The 20,043-nt window shown below is 55.9% G+C and carries 17 protein-coding genes; 5 read left to right on the top strand and 12 right to left on the bottom strand.

What is annotated here, in order from left to right:
• Window positions 1-142: 142 nt before the first annotated feature.
• The 5 genes from FF011L_RS09660 to FF011L_RS27210 all read right to left on the bottom strand — a co-directional run bounded on the left by FF011L_RS09660 (window position 143) and on the right by FF011L_RS27210 (window position 7,087).
• Window positions 143-730 (bottom strand): hypothetical protein, encoded by a 588-nt coding sequence (locus FF011L_RS09660; protein ID WP_145351486.1) that lies wholly within the window; start codon window positions 728-730, stop codon window positions 143-145.
• Window positions 731-940: 210 nt separating this feature from the next.
• A complete protein-coding gene (locus FF011L_RS09655) occupies window positions 941-1,414 on the bottom strand; it encodes a hypothetical protein (protein WP_145351485.1) in 474 nt (157 codons plus the stop codon).
• Window positions 1,415-2,759: 1,345 nt separating this feature from the next.
• Entirely contained in the window at window positions 2,760-3,878 is a 1,119-nt protein-coding gene (locus FF011L_RS09650) for a DUF1559 domain-containing protein (protein ID WP_145351484.1), read from the bottom strand.
• Between the two features lie 742 nt (window positions 3,879-4,620).
• Entirely contained in the window at window positions 4,621-5,526 is a 906-nt protein-coding gene (locus FF011L_RS27215; RefSeq protein ID WP_391560932.1) for a DinB/UmuC family translesion DNA polymerase, read from the bottom strand.
• 691 nt (window positions 5,527-6,217) lie between these two features.
• Window positions 6,218-7,087 carry an ImuA family protein gene (locus FF011L_RS27210; RefSeq protein ID WP_391560926.1) on the bottom strand — a complete coding sequence of 290 codons (870 nt, stop codon included), beginning with the start codon at window positions 7,085-7,087 and terminating at the stop codon, window positions 6,218-6,220.
• 307 nt (window positions 7,088-7,394) lie between these two features.
• On the opposite strand from FF011L_RS27210, the gene FF011L_RS09640 reads away from it, so the two are divergent.
• A complete protein-coding gene (locus FF011L_RS09640) occupies window positions 7,395-7,646 on the top strand; it encodes a lipopolysaccharide assembly protein LapA domain-containing protein (protein WP_145351482.1) in 252 nt (83 codons plus the stop codon).
• Between the two features lie 255 nt (window positions 7,647-7,901).
• Here FF011L_RS09640 and FF011L_RS09635 read toward each other — a convergent pair whose 3' ends face one another.
• The 5 genes from FF011L_RS09635 to FF011L_RS09615 form a co-directional block, all read right to left on the bottom strand.
• Window positions 7,902-8,678: a class I SAM-dependent methyltransferase gene (locus FF011L_RS09635; protein WP_145355172.1), complete on the bottom strand. Its 777-nt coding sequence runs from the start codon at window positions 8,676-8,678 to the stop codon at window positions 7,902-7,904.
• A gap of 89 nt (window positions 8,679-8,767) precedes the next feature.
• Window positions 8,768-9,823, bottom strand: coding sequence for an LOG family protein (locus FF011L_RS09630; protein WP_145351481.1), 1,056 nt, complete (start codon window positions 9,821-9,823; stop codon window positions 8,768-8,770).
• A gap of 60 nt (window positions 9,824-9,883) precedes the next feature.
• A complete protein-coding gene (locus FF011L_RS09625; RefSeq protein WP_145351480.1) occupies window positions 9,884-10,768 on the bottom strand; it encodes a uracil-DNA glycosylase in 885 nt (294 codons plus the stop codon).
• 300 nt (window positions 10,769-11,068) lie between these two features.
• The gene (locus FF011L_RS09620; RefSeq protein ID WP_145351479.1) at window positions 11,069-11,440 is read right to left on the bottom strand and encodes a nucleotide pyrophosphohydrolase; all 372 of its coding nucleotides are present in this window, start codon (window positions 11,438-11,440) and stop codon (window positions 11,069-11,071) included.
• Window positions 11,441-11,500: 60 nt separating this feature from the next.
• Complete coding sequence (locus tag FF011L_RS09615) at window positions 11,501-13,018, bottom strand: SLC41A family transporter (RefSeq protein WP_145351478.1); 1,518 nt, start codon at window positions 13,016-13,018, stop codon at window positions 11,501-11,503.
• A 128-nt stretch (window positions 13,019-13,146) separates the two neighbouring features.
• Between FF011L_RS09615 and FF011L_RS09610 the strand changes: the two genes are divergently transcribed.
• The gene (locus tag FF011L_RS09610; protein WP_218933110.1) at window positions 13,147-13,995 is read left to right on the top strand and encodes a glycerophosphodiester phosphodiesterase; all 849 of its coding nucleotides are present in this window, start codon (window positions 13,147-13,149) and stop codon (window positions 13,993-13,995) included.
• Window positions 13,996-14,232: 237 nt separating this feature from the next.
• Here the strand turns inward: FF011L_RS09610 and FF011L_RS09605 are convergent, their stop codons facing one another.
• Entirely contained in the window at window positions 14,233-15,216 is a 984-nt protein-coding gene (locus FF011L_RS09605; protein WP_145351477.1) for an adenosine kinase, read from the bottom strand.
• A 284-nt stretch (window positions 15,217-15,500) separates the two neighbouring features.
• On the opposite strand from FF011L_RS09605, the gene FF011L_RS09600 reads away from it, so the two are divergent.
• Genes FF011L_RS09600 through FF011L_RS09590 form a run of 3 tightly spaced genes read left to right on the top strand, consistent with a single transcriptional unit; the run spans window position 15,501 to window position 19,384 of the window.
• The gene (locus FF011L_RS09600) at window positions 15,501-17,492 is read left to right on the top strand and encodes a PSD1 and planctomycete cytochrome C domain-containing protein (RefSeq protein ID WP_218933109.1); all 1,992 of its coding nucleotides are present in this window, start codon (window positions 15,501-15,503) and stop codon (window positions 17,490-17,492) included.
• An 8-nt stretch (window positions 17,493-17,500) separates the two neighbouring features.
• Entirely contained in the window at window positions 17,501-18,949 is a 1,449-nt protein-coding gene (locus FF011L_RS09595) for a DUF1501 domain-containing protein (protein ID WP_145351475.1), read from the top strand.
• 33 nt (window positions 18,950-18,982) lie between these two features.
• On the top strand, window positions 18,983-19,384 hold the full coding sequence (locus FF011L_RS09590) for a hypothetical protein (protein ID WP_145351474.1): 402 nt from the start codon (window positions 18,983-18,985) through the stop codon (window positions 19,382-19,384).
• 193 nt (window positions 19,385-19,577) lie between these two features.
• Here FF011L_RS09590 and FF011L_RS09585 read toward each other — a convergent pair whose 3' ends face one another.
• Window positions 19,578-20,000, bottom strand: coding sequence for a hypothetical protein (locus FF011L_RS09585; protein WP_145351473.1), 423 nt, complete (start codon window positions 19,998-20,000; stop codon window positions 19,578-19,580).
• Window positions 20,001-20,043 lie beyond the last annotated feature (43 nt).

The following is a 20,043-nucleotide window of genomic DNA, read 5'->3' as shown; positions in this document are numbered from 1 at the left end:
CAGTTTGCTGCAACTAATTATGGCTTAAGGATTTCGATCCTTTACCAGAAACGAAGAAAGCGAGCGTGAATCACGCTCGCTTTTTTCATGCGCCCTCCCTCAACAGGAAGGGGCTAAATCGTTGCGACTGAGAGACTCCAGCTTACAGCGTCGGAGTCTGGTAGGGTTCGACATCGCCAACCATATGGAAGTGGTTATGGTCGATGTACAACGTTTCAACAGCTTCCTCGTCATCCAAGGAGTGAGGAACCGGGTACCCTGCGATGTCCCGCTGGCTGTAATAGATCGTGCACTTGTAGTGAGCATGATGCAATTGAGCCGGCCCGATCAACGGATAGAAGCGGGGTGGATCGATGTAGTCGGTGATCTTTTCTTTGATGATCCGAACGTTGTTGCGTTGACGTTCGTAAAGTAATGGAACACCACCAGCGACAGGGTTCGCTTTCTCGAAGGCTCGAATCACTTCGTCATCGGACGGAGGGTCGAGTGCTACAGGCGTCGTGCCATGAGTGGTTGGCCCTAGGATGGGAACTCGCTCATAGCGTTCTTTCCAGCGAAAATCATCTTCAGCCTTTTTCTGATAGTAAGGGCTGACCGGGATAGGGATCGAAAAGATCCCCAGGGTTGGTCCTGTCGTGATACCGACACACCCAACGCTGGACAGGGCTGTAACGGCGGCCAGCAGGCCAAGAATTGCTTGTGTTGCGGTAGGTCGTATTGGGGTCGTCATCCGACATCCTTCCTTGGGGTCGACACGTCTACAATGCGGTACAAGCCGAAAGCTCGCGCCGATGTTTGAGTTATCGTGTGAACTTGCAACGGTCTTGCGGATTTTCACGAAGATTCAGGATATTTGTTTCAAAACGATTCTGAAGGCCCAAAAACGGGCGAGAAAAGACGCTTTGCAGTCGGTTTGGAAGCCCAATATCCGAAATGGCGTTCAAAACGCCTCGAACGCCTCCTCAACGCCCTGCAGGTTCCCGGCTCCCAACGGACAACAGGGAGCGACAAAGCCTCGGAGAAACGCCCACAGACGGCTCATCTTGCCCTGTTTACCTTTCCGGCCCGCTTTTAAGCGTTCAGGGGCGTTTCTTTCGCGGGGGACGCGAAGTTCGTTGGCGACGTATTGGCCGTCCTGTCCACGCTCAGGCGACGGTGGTTTCTGCCCGGTGGAATCGCACGTAGGCGAGGCTCTCCGAGACTCGTACTCGCCAAGTTCTCCGCCTCGGAGGACGTGCGATTTATAAATGAAGTAAGTCTGGCTCCCCTCGCCCTCAAAACAAGCTCGCTTAAAACAGATTTGATACTGGATCAACGGTTCGCCAGCTAATGCAATTAAGGTCGATTCAAAGGCTTGTTTTTGGGGAGAGGGGCTGGGGGAGAGGGGCCGACAGCGTTGGGCAAGGCGTGGCATAACCGCTTGAAATCCGAGGCGTTCACTGCCTCTTCGCTGCAAAATCGCCGCCTGGAAATCTCCCCCTCTCCCCCAGCCCCTCTCCCCCAAGCAAGCTCCACTAAATCAAACAAAGAGGCAGAGATCACGCAACGAACTAGCAGAGATTTCGTCCACACCAAAGAGCTCGCTTAGGGGCGAGGGGAGCCAGACTTTCTTTATTAAGAAATCGCACGTACCGAGAGGCGATGAGATCTATTAGGGGCGAGGGGAGCCAGACTTTCTTTATTAAGAAATCGCACGTACCGAGAGGCGATGAGATCTATATATGAAGACAGGCTGGCTCCCCTCGCCCTCAAAACAAGCTCGCTTAAGACAGATTTGATACTGGATCAACGGTTCGCCAGCTAATGCAATTAAGGTCGATTCAAAGGCTTGTTTTTGGGGAGAGGGGCTGGGGGAGAGGGGCCGACAGCGTTGGGCAAGGCGTGGCATAACCGCTTGAAATCCGAGGCGTTCACTGCCTCTTCGCTGCAAAATCGCCGCCTGGAAATCCCCCCCTCTCCCCCAGCCCCTCTCCCCCAAGCGAGCTCCACTAAATCAAAGAAAGAGGCAGAGATCACGCAATGAGCTAGCAGAGATTTCTTCCGCCCCAAAGAGCTCGCTTGGGGGCGAGGGGAGCCAGACTTACTTCATTTATAAATCGCACGGCCCGAGAGGCGATGAGATCCAATCCCATAGCAGCGTCTCTCCGAGACGATGAGATTTACAAGTATAGAAAGTCTGGCTCCCCTCGCCCTCAAAACAAGCTCGCTTAAAACAGATTTGATACTGGATCAACGGTTCGCCAGCTAATGCAATTAAGGTCGATTCAAAGGCTTGTTTTTGGGGAGAGGGGCTGGGGGAGAGGGGCCGACAGCGTTGGGCAAGGCGTGGCATAACCGCTTGAAATCCGAGGCGTTCACTGCCTCTTCGCTGCAAAATCGCCGCCTGGAAATCTCCCCCTCTCCCCCAGCCCCTCTCCCCCAAGCGAGCTCCACTAAATCAAAGAAAGAGGCAGAGATCACGCAATGAGCTAGCAGAGATTTCTTCCGCCCCAAAGAGCTCGCTTGGGGGCGAGGGGAGCCAGACTTACTTCACTTATAAATCGCACGGCCCGAGAGGCGGAGCTACGGCATTGTCACGATGCCACTATTCGCGTTGCGGAGGCTAGGTGCTTATCAACGTCGCACCACCTTCGGGCTTACAGCCCTCCTTGTCGATTCCGACCAGGCTTTTGGCTGCTAAATATCTACGAAAAAACGGGCGTGCTGGGTGGCACGCCCGTTTTTAGAACGGTTCTCAACTAAAACGCTTATAACGAGGATCAGTTAAGCGTTTTGGTTTCTTTGGCAGATCGAGTCCCAACAGCACCCCATACGCCGTAGTTGCTCTTCCTACCACCGGTTTGTGCGGCCAGCGCCTGGTCGCCGGTATCGATCGTTTCGCCGACGAATTTGACCGATCCGTCGACCATCAATACTTGGCATCCGCCCGGATGATTACTGCCAGCGGCAAATTGCCCTGCCGAACCTGGGCCCGCATCCGCACAGCTTTCCGCGTTTGGAGGCCGAATGGTGGTGATGCCGCTGTACATCGGAACTCCCGAAGCCCAATGCGAACCACGCCCGATGACATTTCCCGTTGCGACTGGGCTTAGGTAGTACTGCGGATCCGCGGCATCGATGGTTGCAATGCAGGCAGGTGCTTTCGCAGGGCCCATTCCACCACCCCAAATAGCTCCAAGATTCACGATCGCCTGAGTGCGAAGGATTCCGGTACCGTCATCGGTGGCAAGTTCAGCGACATGAACGGTGTTGGAGGTTCCGTCCTTGAAATCGCGGAATTGCATCGCCAAACGAGGGAAAAAGGCTCCTCGGCAATGAGCTCGGTCGGGATCGCCGACGCCAAATTTGTTAAACCCACCAAACCCAGCCGCGATCGGATTGTCTCCAAGATTCGGGCCGTAATTGGTTCGTCCGGTCTGGCCGCTGGTTGCGGTTCCCGAATCGCTGGGGCAACGAAGCGCCGCCAACTGAGTGCTCCAAGGCGTGAAACCTGCGTACCGTGGGTCCGGTCCCATTGATGGGAAACCGGTTGGAGTGCGAATTTCGTCGTACAACGGCCCCTGCTCCAGCTGTGGTAGCAAGCCGACGAGGAAGCTTAACTGACGATTGTTACCGGTCAGAAAAGCGGCATCGGTGGAGGTGTCCGTCCCTGGGGAAGTCCCCCCAAGATGCATTGGAAATTGTTCGTTGCTGCTGTGGTAATTGTGAAGAGCTAAGCCCAGTTGTTTTAGATTGTTGCCACACTGCATTCGACGAGCCGCTTCACGCGCCGCTTGAACCGCTGGAAGCAAGAGGCCAACCAAAACGCCGATGATGGCGATAACAACTAACAGTTCGACAAGCGTAAAACCTTGTCGCGAGAAATGCTTTCGCGTCATGAGCTGCTCCTTTGAATAAATTATGAATGTCGAAATAAAAGGGCCGACAACGGTTCTGTACTTTCAGGAGGAGGTCCGAACAGGCTCAGACATATGAGCTAATGACTGTTTTGAACGCGTCGTCCGTGAAGAAGTAGGAAGATAAGATTGCAAGCGCATCCAACCGCAGTTGTCATGATAGGGGCCGCAGGCTTGCTATGCAAGTAAAATGCTTGCTTACGCCAACGCATCTAGGGGGGGTACTTTGGGGATTTCGGGGGGCAAGAGACGCGTCGCTGACGTCCCCAGCTAACGATTTTGGCGGCGGCATGGTTCCAGCAAATTTTCGCGTCGGAAGAGTCTGACGCAGTAGCGGCCGAGGAGGGCGCTCTGCAAGCCAGAACGGCAGCCCCGAACCCTTCTTTCGCTGTGCAGTTAAGCGGCCGACCAATCGGTTGGTTTCGGCCCGATTTAACGGCTCCGCGAATGTCTAAATTTTTCAAGTCGGAGACGATTTGAAAGCCTTTTCTCATCCCGCGGATCTCCAACGGCTATCTTCCAGTGCCATCTACTTTGGCATCTGAGGACAATTTTTCCTAGCGGAACGGCGCGAGCCGTCCGGCCAATTTATTGTGTTTTCGATGCGGTTGCCGGACGGCTTGCGCCGTTCCGCTAAGAAATGTTGTTGCGGTTGCCGGACGGCTTGCGCCATTCCGCTAAGAAATGTTGTTGCGGTGAATGGTACTTCGATACCGAGGGGCCGTTAGCCAAACCAGCCGTGCAAATACCATTGCCCACTCCCCATCTGGCGAAAGACCCACAGCCACTGGCTGGTGGTCGTTTCCAAACGGTAGTAGTCTCGTCGAATGGAGGGGCCTTTCCACCACCCCGTTTCAATCCGTTCCGGCCCCCAGATGCGTTGAACCTGCAGAGGCTGCGCCGAACGTCTGGTCTGCAAACGAGCCGGCTCGCCAGTTGGTGTTTGGGCAAGAACCTGAATCGGTTCAGGTGCGGAGAGCAAATCCAAGGGACGTCGCAAGGGCGATGTGGGAAGGTTTGCCGAAGTGACAAACGGCCTCTTTCGGGGATACGATCGGCCCGCACGTCGCGTTGGCTGACGACCGGTCAAAGGAAAAGGACGAAAGGCCTGCTCGGGAAGAGGGTTGGCGTTGGTCCGCACACCAAGCACCTGCGTTCTTCCCAAACGGCTGCTTAAACCATCGATCAGACAAGCCAACTGGCGAGAGCTTTCTTCTGCCGTATGGGTTGGGTCGTCCTGCAGCAAACTTGGTTGATACATTTGCAGCGGGCCTGTCAAAGGGGCCATGATGGCGATTCGCTGGACAGGGCCCTCCAACGGCTGGCGTTCAAAAACACCTTGCAACAGCGAGTTCAAATGCGCGTGGTCGGCGGTCGGTGCAAACAACCCGACCTGCAGCGTCTGGCAACTGCTGGCTGAAAAATCAAAGCGGCAGCTTAACCGCAGCGCCCCTTGCTGCCGACGCCGGAGCTTGTTGGCTAATTGCCCAATCAGCTGCTCGATACGGTGCTGAAGCAGGTCGGTCGCCGCGGTCGGATACTCCAGTTCGATTTCGGCGTTGTAGGTGGTCGTGGCGTGATGCACCGGCAGCGTTTGGTCAACATCACCAAGTGCCTGATCGATTCGCATCAGCACCTCTTTTCCCAGTCGAGTCGCTATCCCGCCACGAGGCAATTCCAACAGCTGAGCAATTTGCTCAATCCCTAAACGCTGCAATTTTTCAGCGGCTTCGACCGGTAAACGAAGCGCGGTAATCGGCAGACGACCGATCGCTTCGGAAGTCGCTTCAGGAGGAATCTGCCAGAAGTGGCTTCCCGTCCCTTCCAACGGAATTTGATAACGATCAAGCGAGCGTGCTCCACTGCCCGCATGGGCGATGGCCCATGCCGAACCGACGGTTGAAGTCAAAGCGATGCGAACAATCCAGCCAGCTTGCTGGAGAACGGATGCGGTTTGCAAACCCAACTGCGATTCGTCCCCAAACCATTCGCCGCTGCCGGTCACGTCAACCAACAAGGTTTGCGACTGATGCAGCGTTTGCCCCGCCCATGCCTTCTTTTCCAAAGGTTCGATCGCCACCAGGGGGCTGATCTCCAGAGCGATTTTTTCAGCCAGCTGAGAAAGCGCCAGGTGATCGGCATCGGGATCATGGGACGCAAAAAAAGAACGTTCCGCATCCGCTTTGGCCCCCATCGCCAGCATGCTTCGGGCTTCCACCAATGGCATCTGCAGACGAATCCCTGCCGCAAAAGCTTGTCGCGAAGCGGCCACGACAACACGCCCCCGACGCCGGTCGGTCCCCCACAGGACGATCGCCGTTTCAGGCGGAATTTTTTCGACGTTGGCCAGTCGCTGGACGGGCCAATTGGGCAGCCAGATCGCCAGCCGCCTCGGAGAGGTTCCGGGAGGGCTGTCGTCCCCATGAAGTTCGTGTTCCCGACGAGGATCCGGTGCGGTGCGAAGCGATGCGTCGTGGCGGGGTGGAAACGGCATCGATGGTTCCTTGTTCACTGACAATAAACGTAGCCGAACGATTGATCTGGCCGCCTCGGCAGCGAGCCAATGTGGCTCGGATTTCTCGCCCGCTTGAGCCCTCAACGGATTCCGAAGCAGCCGTCTGCGAGAGATCCTCTGATTCTTTTTGAGCCACATACCAGCGGACTTCGGCGTGACTGGGTTCTCCATGGACCGCTCCAGGACGAACAAAAAAAGCTTGCGTGTTTCCAGTTTCAGCAGCCAACTGAAAACGTCTCGCATCCCGATCATCCAACCAACTGCCAAGCGGACTCCAGACCGCCGCGATCGCCCCGCACCGCAGCCCCTGATCGATCGCCCACACCTGGTCCTGCCGCTCGGAAGGGCGAACCCAGATCAGACGATCCGCTGGAATCCCCAACTGAATCGCTGCCGGAGGATAAAAAGTCCCCGCTTGATCGACCACCAACAAAGGTCCTGAACGAACGCGCAGGCAAGCGGCCGCAGCAAGCATCGACAGCAACCGAGCCCCTCCCCCCGGAGAAGTCGCCAGCCATTCCACCATCCCGCTTGTCGAAAATCCGCCTCGGGGCAACAAAGCATCCAACGGGGGAACTCCACACGAAACCGCCGGCTGATCCACGACCCGATTGCTTCCTTCAAGACGGGCGACCTGCTGCTGCAATCGCCGCACCTGCGCTGTCTGAATGGCCATCCTGGAATTCCTTGGCGTCCAACTAGTTCTAAGCAACATCAGTTCCGTTTCGGGCACGCAGGCTGCGGGAAGCAAAAAGCCACAAACTGTGTACATCTGTATCGTAACGAAACAACGCTAGCATTGCATCTTTTTTCTGCATTGGGGACAAAAAAGTCCGAACCGCAGCAACGGGGGCTCTTTTAATCGGAGCGTTGGACACCTCTGGTCCCCGTGGCGTGATTTTGCCCCCCAGGACCTGTTATGCTTTTGCACAAGTCATTCGCATGACGTTTCACTTTTCTGAAATTTGCGAACTCCAAGAACCATGCTTCACAAAATCAAAATCGTCCTTCTACTGATCTTGCTCGCCTCGATATTGATTTTTGGCTTGCTAAACAAAGAGCCAACCGAGATCGATTTGGCTTTTACGAAGGTCGAAATTTCGACCACGCTGCTGGTTTTTGGGACCGCCGCGGTCGGATTTATTTCGGGGTCGTTGATGACCGGGATGTGGCTGCATCGCCGAGCCAAACGAGCGCGAGCAATCGAAGCCGCAAAATCTCAAGCCGACGCCTAACGGTTTAGCGAGTGTCGCCTTTCGCGGGGGACGTGCGATTTATAGGTGACGGGTTTCAACCCTGCTCATTCGAGTCGGAGTGCAGTGCTTTTAGCCCAGCGGGCTAGGCGTTCACTCTCCCCCAAGCAAGCTTCGTCGAATCAAACAGAAAACAATGATGGACGTATTGAGCTTGCCAATGTTTCTTCCGCGATAACAAGCTTACTTAGGGGCGCGGGGAGCCATATTTTTCGTCACGTATAAACGGAGACGCCCCTACAGGATCAATTGAGGTGCCGCCGCCGCTGACGATGCTCGTCGCGCTTTGATGCGGACGTAGGGGGCGACGTACTGGGCTCGGTTGGCGAATGAATCGTCTCCGGAATCGGCCTCCGCCTGGCTCCCTTTCGCGTGGAACGGTTCAACCAAATCTTCGATCGCAAACCCGCTCCGGCAGATCCCTCCCACCAACTGTTCCCAGCGGTGCAAGTATTCAATGGCTCCGGGTTCGCGTAGTCGAGCCGTAATGTTGTTGTCACGCGGCGGGGCGGGAATCGGTTGTTCGCGGTAATAGCGATGCTGCAACACGTACTCTCCGGAAACACGCTGCGCGGAGGTTTGCAGGCTGGTCGGCGTCTTATGCTGACTGACGTACAACCCGCCGGGACGTGTCACGCGAGCGACTTCGCGAAAGACGGCCGAGACGTCGGGCAGGTAGCAGGTGCTAACGGGATGAATGACCGCATCAAACGATTGATTGGCAAGCATCGACAGCGAATCCATCGAAGTTTCAATCAGCCTTAGTTTCAGCTGGCGCTGTTGCGCTTCGATCCGATCGCGTTCCAGCATCGCGGGGCTGATATCCACGACCGTCACGTGAGCCCCGGCAGCTGCATAAAGCATGCTTTGGCGGCCTCCTCCCGCTGCTAGACAGAGAACCTGCCAACCGGCGATCGAACCTCCCAACCACCCCAGTGGATCGACCGTTTTTAGCGGATTTTTCAATTCCGCATCGGTTGCCGGACGGCACAGAGGCGCATTGGCAGCGGCCATCGCATCGTACGTACGTCGATTCTGGGCAACCGCTTGTTCCCATTGCCGGCGATCGGCCAGCGGATCGTTAGGATTCTCGGAAAGGGGACTCACGATTCGTTAATAAAATCGATCAACATACGCAGTCGTCCCAAATTCCGACGGTTGAACTGGAAGACCAGTCGAGGCAGATCAGCCACTTCCGGTTCCCCGCTCTCTTCGGGCAACGCGGTCGTTTGTTCATAGGTTCCCTCGACCAGAATATCGGCAAACCGCTTTGCCAGTTCCGCAAGCCGATCGTCCGACAATTTCTTCTTGATCCGAAAAACCAGTTTCTCGCGGACATAGCGAAGGCTGTGATAGACCCGGTAAAACTTCAAGACCTCTTCAATCGCTTCGTCGATCGAATCGGTGATTTTGTAAAGCGAAACGTCCTCCGGACTAGCCAATCCACCGGAGATCAATTGTTTCTCCAGGAAGACGCCCAGATCCTTCCAGTAACTTCCCCCGGGCTCGTCCAGCAGCACGACCGGGACCATCGTCTGTTTACCGGTTTGCAACAGCGTGATCGTTTCAAAGGTCTCGTCCAATGTCCCAAATCCACCGGGGCAACAAACGATGGCGCTGGTTTCTTTGACAAACATCAACTTCCGCGTGAAGAAGTACTTCAGCGTGACCAGTTTAGGATCCCCTTCGATATAGGGATTTGAACTTTGTTCGAAGGGGAGCATGATATTCAGCCCCATCGATGCTTCTCGGCCGGCCCCTTTGTGGCCCGCTTCCATGATCCCGCCTCCGGCCCCGGTGATCACCATCCAGCCGTGCTCGGCCATCCGTTTAGCGAACCCTTCGGCGGTCAGGTACTGCGGATGATCGGGCTTGGTCCGAGCCGACCCAAAAATGGTCACCTTGCGACGACGGCGGAAGGGACGAAAAACCTTAAATGCGTACCGCAATTCGCGAATCGTGCGAGAGAGGATTTTCAGATCCCCCAACGCGGTTCGGTCTCTTTGCAGTCGGTCGATGGTTCCTCGCATGACCGTCAGCAAATCCCCACCCGCAAACCGATCAATCGGTTCGTCAGCCGGTTGTGGACGTTCTAATTCGTCTTCTCCAATCGCTTCGGAAGGGAGATCTTTGGCTTCGCGAGGATTCAGGTTCTTCATTGAAATCAACGATTAGAAATAGCAGGCCAGAATAGTAATGCAAGACAAATGATAGTTGAACTACGCGGTCCCCATGTCGGCCATCATGCGTTGGAGGTCTTCCCAGGCTAAGCGCTTTGCCGAAGGGGTCCGTAAAAGGTATTCCGGATGATAGGTGACCAGCACTTTGCTCGTTCGATAGACGTGAAATCGTCCGCGCAGTTGACCAACCGATTCTTTTGTCTGCAGCAAAGTCTGCGCCGCCATCAACCCCATACAGACAATGTACTCCGGCTGAACCACGTCCAGCTGAGCCGTAAAATAGGGTCGGCAGCGGTCGATTTCATCCTGCCGGGGATGCCGGTTTCCAGGGGGCCGGCACTTCAACGAATTCATTAGATAAACGTCTTCGCGGCGAAGCTTACAAGCCTCGATCATCTTGGTCAGCAGTTCCCCTGGCTGGCCAACAAAAGGCCGCCCCGAGCGATCCTCTTCTTCCTTGGGAACATCACTCAGAAAACAGACTCGGGCGTCTGGATTCCCTTCCCCAAAGACCGTGTGCTTTCGAGTTCCCGCTAATTCGGCACAGGCGACACAGGCGGCGACTTTCGCAGCTGCAGCGGTCAACCAGTTTTCCCGGTCGGCAAGCGGCAACGAAACAGGATAGGGAGACGGAACCGAGGGGGTTTTTATGACCGGAGCTTTCGGCGGCGCCGGGGCGGCCGCCGGTTTGGTTTGAGCAACCGCTGGTGTTGCTGGAGTCGCCTGCGTTGCAGCGGGTGCTGGAGTCGCCTGTGTCGCGGCGGGTGCCTGTGCTACTGGCGAAACGGGGGGCGCAGCTGGTGCGGCAGCCTGAGAAGTGGAACCCAAATCCTGAGCGAGGTGCTCGTTTAACCATGCATCCCCCTTTGCTGCATCGCCGCGAGGCAGCCACTCCGCACCGCACCGCGAGAGGTGTTTCGACATGGAGGCCAACGAGGAACATAACTGCTCAAACGAAATAGATGGAAGCGATTCGTTTGATGTTTCAGAGGGACTCACTCGGTCGAAAATCCTGTAGAAGTTGTCGGCACCCAGTTCGCCGGATGCTGTCTGTAAATGCCTGCAAGCCAAGCGGTTAGGGTGGACGCTTGTCGTTGGTGCGATGGTGGGGTTCGCTTCCCTGCCACAGGCTTATAGCCTACCGCATCGCTTGACTGGCTGGCAGCCTGTCCTGCTTTTTATCGGCTGGCAGCCTATCTCACGGAACTCGGGTGTTCAACCTTACTACTGGGTGGGTGGTTGCAGTTTCGGGTTGTTGCGATGACGGGTGGCATCCCTCTTGGTCTTCTTTTCGAGGTTTCTCTGTAGGGCGGTCTGCAGATCGATTCCCGATTGGTTGGCCAGACAAAGAGTGACAAACAGGACGTCCGCCAGTTCGTCGGCCAAATCCCCCTGCGTGTCGGTCGCTTTGTACGACTGCTCGCCGACCGTTCGCGAAAGGATTCGAGCGACCTCGCCCACCTCTTCGACCAACTGTGCAAGGTTCGTCAACGGAGCAAAGTAACGAACGCCAACGGTTTGAATCCATTCGTCGATATCGGCCTGAGCCTGACGGAGGGAAAGATCGTTCGGATTCGGAGGCTTTGAAATCGACATGAAAGGGCCCGGGTTCCAACAATGAGGTGCGGTTCGCGGAGTGGCGAGTGAATGCGATGACTAGGGGCTGTCTTCGGTGGTCGGCCGAATCCGACGGAAGTAATCCTGAATGGTCCGCCGATGTCCGACGGGCAGATCCTCGCGTTCGAGGACCGCTTCGGCTTGCTGCTGGAAACGCTGAAATTGCTCGGCGTATTCACGCGTCGCCAATTCCTGATCCGCAGTCCCTCGGACTTTTTCGGTGACGCTTGCCCCTTCCCCAACGCTGACGGTCAATTCTTCTTTGCGACGCTCCGATTGCATGGCGGTTTCGGGGCCCTTGTCCGGGTCACCAGCGGTCCCCCGTCCCCACATAGTGGAGCTGCGGTCCGATTTATCGGTACTGTCGCCGGGCCGATTGCCATTCCCTTGATTTTTGGCTGCGGCGACTTGTTCCATTTGAGCCGCCATCGCGGCGGCTTGCTGTTGTTTCGCAGCCTGTTGCCTACTGGCAGACGCCATCTTCTTCATGGCAGATTCGGTTTTCCCCGGGTCTTGCTGCTCAAGACCTTCACGCAGTTCTTCACTGGCCTGCTGAAGCGAATTGGATTGTTGCTGGGCAAATTCCTGTTCCAATGCTTTTAGTTTCTCCGCAAGCGATTTCTTTTCCGCAGGCTGCAAAGACTGCTCGGCGGCGTTTTCTAACGCGTCGGCTGCCTTTTCATAATCTTGTTCCCGGAAAGCTTCCGCGGCCGGTTCGGTGGCGGAGGTATCGGACAACGCATCGGCAAGGGCTTCGGTGACCGCTTCGTCCTCTGCCGAAATCTGCAAACTCTCTTCGGCCTCTTGGAGGGTTTCTTCAATTTCCGACAGTTTGGCGAACCAGTCGGCCTGATCATTTACCTCGGTTTCCAGTTCCCCAAGCAATGTCTCCAGTTTCTCGGCGACCGGTTCCAGATCGGTTCCCGTATCCTCCGATGCCAATTGCTTAAATTCTTCTAGCACGGTCGAGCGAAGGAGGGCAACTTGATCACCGCTTGCAGCAGGATAGGCAGAAGCCTTTGCAGAGCGAGGACTGCCTCCCCAGTAGACCAGCCCCGCGGCGATCAGCAGGTACAGTACCAACAGGCTTTCTCGGAACGGACTGGGTGAAATCACAGGCAGGCATTCTGCCGGACGAATTTTGCGGCAGTGCATGATCGCGTCACGGACCTGTAACTGTTCCGCCACGTTTAAGTTGGCATCCGAAGCGGCCGAATCGTTCTCAGCCGTTTGCACAAACGTTAGAGCCGTCAGCGCGCGATCTTTCATGCCATAATGATGATCGATCCATTTCGCCGCGTCCTGCAGCGTCACCTTTCGCCCCGTCGCCCAAATCGCCGCGACCGCAGCGGCCAACAAAGGGAGCGTCCATTCCATCCCGGGCACCGACCGAAAGATGACCCAGCGCATCAGGCTAAGAATGGTCGCAGCGACCAATCCCACCATCATTCCGGTCGTTGCGGACTTAAGCACTTCACGCCACCAAAGCCGCATGCGAATTTTGCCAAGCAGGGCGGTGATCGAATTCAAGAAATGTCCTTCGCGATAAATTAACATGGCTGGACTGCCAACTAGGCTGTCCGCACTCGAAATCAGACCTTTAGAATAACGTACCTACCGCGGATCGTCTGCGGTTGTGCAGTGGCGACCGCCCACTCACCCATTTGTCCAAATCAATAGCAATCATGAAAATCACTGCGTTAAGTCCGTTTATGACTAGCCCCTCCAAATCCTTTGTTTTGGGATTCTTTTTAATGGTTGGAGTATCCAGTTCCGCGTCGGCGCAACAAGTGATCGCCCACCGCGGAGCCTCTTTTGATGCGCCGGAAAACACGGTCGCCGCCTTCAAAGAAGCTTGGAAGCAGGGTGCTGACGGCATCGAAGGGGATTTCTACCTGACCTCGGATGGGCAGATCGCCTGCATCCACGACAAAAACACCAAACGGGTTGCCGTCGGTCAGCCAGTCTTAAAAGTGGCCGAGTCGACGATGGAAGAACTGAAATCGGTCGAGGTAGGCGCTTGGAAGGACCCGAAATTCAAAGGGGAAAAAATTCCGACACTCAGCGAAGTGATCGAAACCATCCCTCCCGGAAAGCAGTTTTTCGTTGAAATCAAATGTGGTCCGGAAATTCTTCCCGAACTGAAAAAGCAGTTGACCACGTCGGATCTTACCGACGATCAAGTTGTCTTGATCTGCTTCAATGAAGAGGTCATTCGCAAGGCACGCCAAATGATGCCGCAGTACAAAGCCAATTGGTTGACGTCCTACAAACGATCGACCCCGGTAAGCAAATGGGCTCCTTCCCAAACTCAAGTCGTCAGCAAACTGCAAAACACCAAAGCGACCGGACTGGGAACCAATGGCAACCTGTCGGTTGTGAATGAATCGTTCGCCGACGCAGTAAAAGCGAGCGGAGTTGAACTGCACATCTGGACGGTCAACGATCCCGCTCACGCAAAACAGTTTGCCAGCCTAGGAGCCGCCTCCCTTACCACCGACCGTCCAGCCTTCATTCGCGAACAGCTGAACTAAGCGAACCGAGGCCGCCTGCGTTTAAGCGAAATCTGGTCCGTATCGTATTGGCGGTCTTTCCACGCTCTGGCGAGCGTAGTTTCCGTCACTGCCGTCGCCAGAGGGTGGTTCCCACTGCATTGTTGTCACGACGACACGACTCGCGTCGCCGACTTGAAACCACACGTGAAAACCGTCGCCTATGAATATCGCCTTTCCCGCGAAAGGCGATACGGATCGGATTAACGGCCCGCCTGCTTATTTCATCAGATCTTCGATCTCGGCAGGGGTGAACTTATGATGCAAACGTGCCCCCAACTGCGATACGATTCTTGATGCTGCGTGTGAGGCTAAGTTTCCAGCCTGCGCCTGGGTCATGCCGTTGGTGATTCCGTACAAGAACGCTCCTGCGTACATGTCACCGGCTCCGGTCGTGTCGATCGCATGGCAGGGAACTCCAGCGATCTTGGTCATCACGCCATCGTGCATGACCAAGGAGCCCTCGGCTCCTAACGTCAGGGCAACGTTGCCGACATGCCGATGCAGTTCGGCGGCACATTCGTGGCAGTCATCTTTGCCGGTAAGGCTTTTGGCTTCTTCTTCATTGCAGAACAACAGATCGACATGATCGTCGATCAACGTCCACAGTTCATCACGCAACATATTGACGAGGAATGGATCGGAGGCGGTAAAGGCGACAAGCACGTTGTGCTTCTTCGCCAATTCGATCGCTCGCATCGCAGCCGCTTTGGTCGATTCGCCGGTTAACAAATAACCTTCGACGTAGACGTATTTGGCTTGACGGATTTCTTCTTCGTCAACGTCTTCGGGATCCAGGGTCGCCGAAACGCCCAGGTTTGTCAGCATCGTTCGTTGGGCGTCGCCGGTGATCAGAACCGCACAGCTGCCCGACTGTCCTTCGCTTGCCAGATCGACGTCGATCTTGACGCCCATGTCTCGCATGTCTTGCAGAAAAAACTCGCCGACCTCATCGCGGCAAACTTTTCCGATGTAGGCCGCTCGGCCTCCAAATTCGGCAATCGCGACGATCGTATTGGCGGCGGAACCGCCCGCACAACGATTCCGCGGCATGCGGGCGACCTTGGTCAAAACGGTTTGCTGCTGAGCATCGTCAACCAAAGTCATAATGCCTTTTTCGACATCCAGTTCCCGCAACACAGAATCCGGAACCTGCGTCTGGATGTCCACCAACGCATTGCCTACGCCTACAACATCGTACATAAGTCTACTTCTTGCTAATGTGCGGTACGCCAACCATAAAACCGAAGGATCCCAAGCCTGGAGAAACCATTTGAATACAAAAACGATTTCAACTGGACTGGCTGGTAAAATCCCGTCAGGCAGGATCCTCTGGAAAAAGAGGGAGTGTAACCGAGAGCAAAACAATCAGCTATCCGCGATACGATTCGCTGAAACCGTTGCGTAATTGGCTTACAATGAAGGTTTCCCAAAGCATTTCCCGCCAAATCTCCGCTTGGTTTCTAGTACCTTTAGGGTTCCCAACCTTGTTTAAGTTGCCTTTTCCCAGCCACCGCTCCCTCCATTTCGGCACAGGGCCCGCCCGCTGGCTTTTCGCTTGCCTACTCGTTTGCAGCCAGGCCGACGTGCAGGCCGACGCGGTTGATTTCGCCCACGACGTTGTCCCGATCCTTCGGCAGCATTGTGCCGAATGCCATACGAAAGACGCCAGCCTAGGTGCCTTTTCGATGAACAACCGGGAAGCGATGCTACGCGGCGGCGAAAGTGGCGAGGTCCTGATCGCGGGCGACGCGGCGAACAGTCGGCTGATCGAACTGGTCCGTTCGACCGACGAGGGCGACCAAATGCCCCCCGAAGGTCCACGGCTGACCGCGGACGAAATCGCCATATTGACCTCATGGGTCAACGAAGGCGCAAAATGGGAAGCCGGCTTTAGTTTCGCTCCTGCGGCCTATGTTGTCCCCCTCCGTCCGCGGACTCCCGAACTTCCGCCCGCGAAACCGGGGGAAAGCCCCAATCCGCTGGACCGAATCGTCAATGCCTACTTCAAATCCCATCAGACCCAATGGCCTGCGGAAATCGATGACGCCACGTTCGCCCGTCGTGTCACTTTGGACCTGACCGGTCTGTTGCCAACGGCGGAGCAACTGCAACAGGTTTCCGACCCATCGGTTCCCCAGCAGGAACGTCGCGACGCTCTCATCGATTCTTTGCTTAACGACCGCGTGGCTTATGCCGATCACTGGATCAGTTTCTGGAACGACCTGCTTCGCAACGATTATTCAGGCACCGGGTTTATTGACGGCGGACGTCTACAAATCACGGACTGGCTTTACGACGCCCTGGCATCCAACCTTCCATACGACCAGTTTGTTCGCCAGTTGATCGCTCCACCCAATCCCGAATCCGAGGGCTTCATCCGCGGCATTCGCTGGCGTGGCAACGTCAACGCCAGCCAAGTGAGAGAAATCCAATTCTCGCAAAACGTTTCCCAGGTGTTCCTGGGAATCAACATGAAGTGTGCTTCCTGCCATGACAGTTTCATCGATGAATGGACGCTGGAGCAAGCTTACGGGCTGGCCGCGGTCTATTCCGAACGACCACTGGAAATCCATCGCTGTGATAAACCGACGGGCAAGCAAGCCGCAGCGGCTTGGATCTTTCCTGAACTGGGGAGCATCGACCCCGCTGCCGCACAACCCGAACGCCTAAAACAATTAGCAGACCTGGTAGTCCACCCTGACAACGGTCGAGTCACACGGACGATCGTCAATCGCTTGTGGCATCGATTGATGGGCCGCGGCATTGTCCACCCTGTCGACGCGATGAGCTCTCCGCCGTTTGATGCCGACCTGCTTGACTATCTGGCCAGCGACCTGGCCGCAAACGACTACGACCTAAAACAAACATTGCGTCAAATCGTTCGCTCGCGAATCTATCAATCCCAAACCTTGGTCGAAAGCCACGAACCCTCGGCGGCCCCTGCAGATTTCGTGTTCCAAGGCCCCACCGCGAAACGCTTAACCGCGGAACAATTCATCGATGCCATCTGGCAAACGACACAGACGGCCCCCGCTGCAATCGCCGCCGGCGGGAAAAAAGCCCCCACTCCGAACCCGATTGCCCAGCAGCGAGGAACCGGGACCGCCGCCCGCGCAGCGTTACTCAATAGCGACTTGCTAATGCGAGCCCTTGGACGCCCCAGTCGCGAGCAGGTGGTGACCACTCGCCCGGCCGACCTAAGCACGTTGCAGGCGATCGACCTGACCAACGGTTCCGAAATGTCAAACCTGTTAAAGGGCGGCGCCCAGTCGCTGGCCAAACAGGAAGCCTCTGCTGAAACATTGATAGATTCCTTTTTCCTTGCCTGTCTGTCTCGCCAACCAACTGCGGCGGAGAAAAAACTGGCGCTGGATCTACTTGAGGTTGCCGGCCCTGCCGACGTCCCCGGACCAACAGGCATCGAAGACCTGTTGTGGGCCGTTTACATGCACCCTGAATTCCAACTCATCCGCTAGAGTCCAACATGAAATCCTTTGCAAAAAACGACGATCCCAATTCCGCTCGGCGTGATTTCCTGAAAGCCCTTAGCGCATCTTCGCTGGCGGCGTTGATGACCGGAGCCCCCCAGGTATCCGAGGGCGCAAACGACATCCAGCAACCGGAAGCGACGGCCGACTCATGCATTTTGATTTGGTTGGCGGGAGGGATGGCCGCTCCAGAAACGTTTGACCCCAAACGATACGTTCCCTTCAAAGAGGGTGTTGAGGTCGATCGCATCCTCAGCACGTTCCCCTCGATCCCCACATCGGTTGACGGCCTGGAAATCAGTGCTGGGCTGGAGAATATCGCCCAGGTCATGGACCGTGCGACCTTGATCCGCTCGGCCGTTCAACCCGACCTGGGGCACATCCTCCATTCGCGGCATCAATACCATTGGCACACAGGCTACGTCCCACCACAAACCGTGGCGGCACCGCACATCGGAGCTTGGATGGCAAAAGTCCTGGGGCCGAAAAACCCGGTCATTCCACCGTTTATCAATATCGGTCAACGCCTGGAAGGCGTCGGTGAGAAAGAGGAACTAAAAGCGTTCACCACCGGCGGTTTTTTCGGGACCGAATTTGGCCCGATGAATTTGCCCTATCCCGAAGAAGCCGCACGCGCTGTCCGGCCTCCGGAGGGAATGCAACCGGGCCGGTTTGCCAATCGCTACAAGCACTACCGGAAACTGGTCGATGCATCGCCGACACGTCAGTGGGCTAGCGACTACCAACAAGAATCGATGATTCGGGCGATGGAAAACGCCAACCGACTGCTGCAGTCCAAGGACCGCGCTGCGTTTGACCTAACGCTTGAAACCCCAGAGGTTCGGGAGAAATACAACACCGGACGTTTTGGAAATGGCTGCCTGCTTGCGAAACGGCTTGTCGAATCAGGTGCCCGTTTTGTGGAAGTGACAACCGAATACGTTCCGTTTTACCACTGGGACACCCACGAAAACGGGCACTCCACGGTGGCTCGACTGAAGTCGGAAATCGATCGCCCGATTGCTCAATTGATTCGTGACCTGGAAGCCAGCGGGCTGCTGGACCGCACGCTGGTCGTGATCGCCAGCGAATTCAGTCGCGACATGATGATCGAGGGGGTTCCCGGCAGCAACGCCAGAGACCAGTCGCGTGCGAAAACCGACAAACTGTCGGAGATGAAACATTACGGACTCCATCGCCATTTCACCGGGGGGACGTCCGTCGTGATGTTCGGTGGAGGAATGCGAAAGGGGTTTGTGTACGGCAAAACCGCTGTCGAACGACCATTAATCGCGATTGAAAATCCAGTCGGAATCAGCGACCTGCATGCAACCATTTTCTCCGCGATGGGAATCAGCCCGCAAACGGCTTTTGACATCGAGCGGCGTCCGTTTTACGCAACCGAGGATGGGCACGGCAAAGCGGTGCAGGACCTGTTCGCGTAGGCAACAACTTTTCGCGAAAAGCAGGAATCCACGATGCCCAACCCGTACGATCCCCCGCCCCCCACGAAGCAAAGAAATCGAACTCCCGCGTGGTACACAACGGATGTGGCCGACTGGGAAAAAACGCTGTCGATCACCTGGGTCCTTAGCGTCGTGACGCTGCTGCTGGGCGGTTTTGCTCCTGAAACCTCAGAAGCCGTGCAGCGTTCCCTTTGGCTTCCGGGACCACGCGTTGTCGGTGGCGTCGGCTACACCCTGCTCTGCCTGTGCATGGCAACGCTACCAGCGATGCTGGCCGGCGGCCTGCATCACTTGGCGATGCGGGTTTCCGAAAAAGTTACCTATCGGGCCCCCCTTAAGATCCTGATGGGGACAACCGGGATCCTGATCGCAATCGCGACGGGGGTTGGGGTGGGGTACCTTCTGATTAATTAAGGCGGGGCGCCGGCATGTCTGATAATTTCAGCCAAAGCGGAAGGCTGTTCAATATTTGGCAGCCATCCCGCATTTCGCATCCATCCCGCTGGAAGCCTCATTCGCCTCCAACCATTTCACGTCTCGGCAGGGAGCGTGAAAGCGGAGGCGTGTTCGAAGAGATCGGCAAGGATCGACCCTGCGGCGCGGTTTCTTAACCGACGCTCCACATGTTCTGGAACCATTCCACGCGAGCGGCTCGCGTGGCGTTGTGATTCACGCCCGAATCAAATTTTTCGTTTTTCAGGAAAGCCAAGAAAGCTTTGGCTGGAACCTCGGCATGCTGAGCGACAACGTCGACGAACTCGCTATCCGGTTTCCAGTTGTAAAGAACTGCCGTGTCGCGTTCGAACCAATTGTCCAGATATTCCGCATTGGCCGTACTGGTGACAATAAAATCGCACTTTTTCTTACAGAGGAAAAGAAGCAATTTCGATGCGAGCTGACGGGTCCGAGCGGTATCGCTGTCACAGGAAGCCGACGCAATGTTCCAGATGGTCATAAAACCATCTTCTTCTACGTCGTCGGACGTAATGGAAACTCTGAGTGGTTCGACTTCCGGTTCAACATCGGTCATAACGGTTCCTAGGACTCGCGGCGTCTACCCGGTCACACCCAGT

The organism is Roseimaritima multifibrata (assembly GCF_007741495.1).
In the GTDB taxonomy this organism is placed as follows: domain Bacteria; phylum Planctomycetota; class Planctomycetia; order Pirellulales; family Pirellulaceae; genus Roseimaritima; species Roseimaritima multifibrata.
This window is presented reverse-complemented; position numbering and strand designations above follow the sequence as displayed.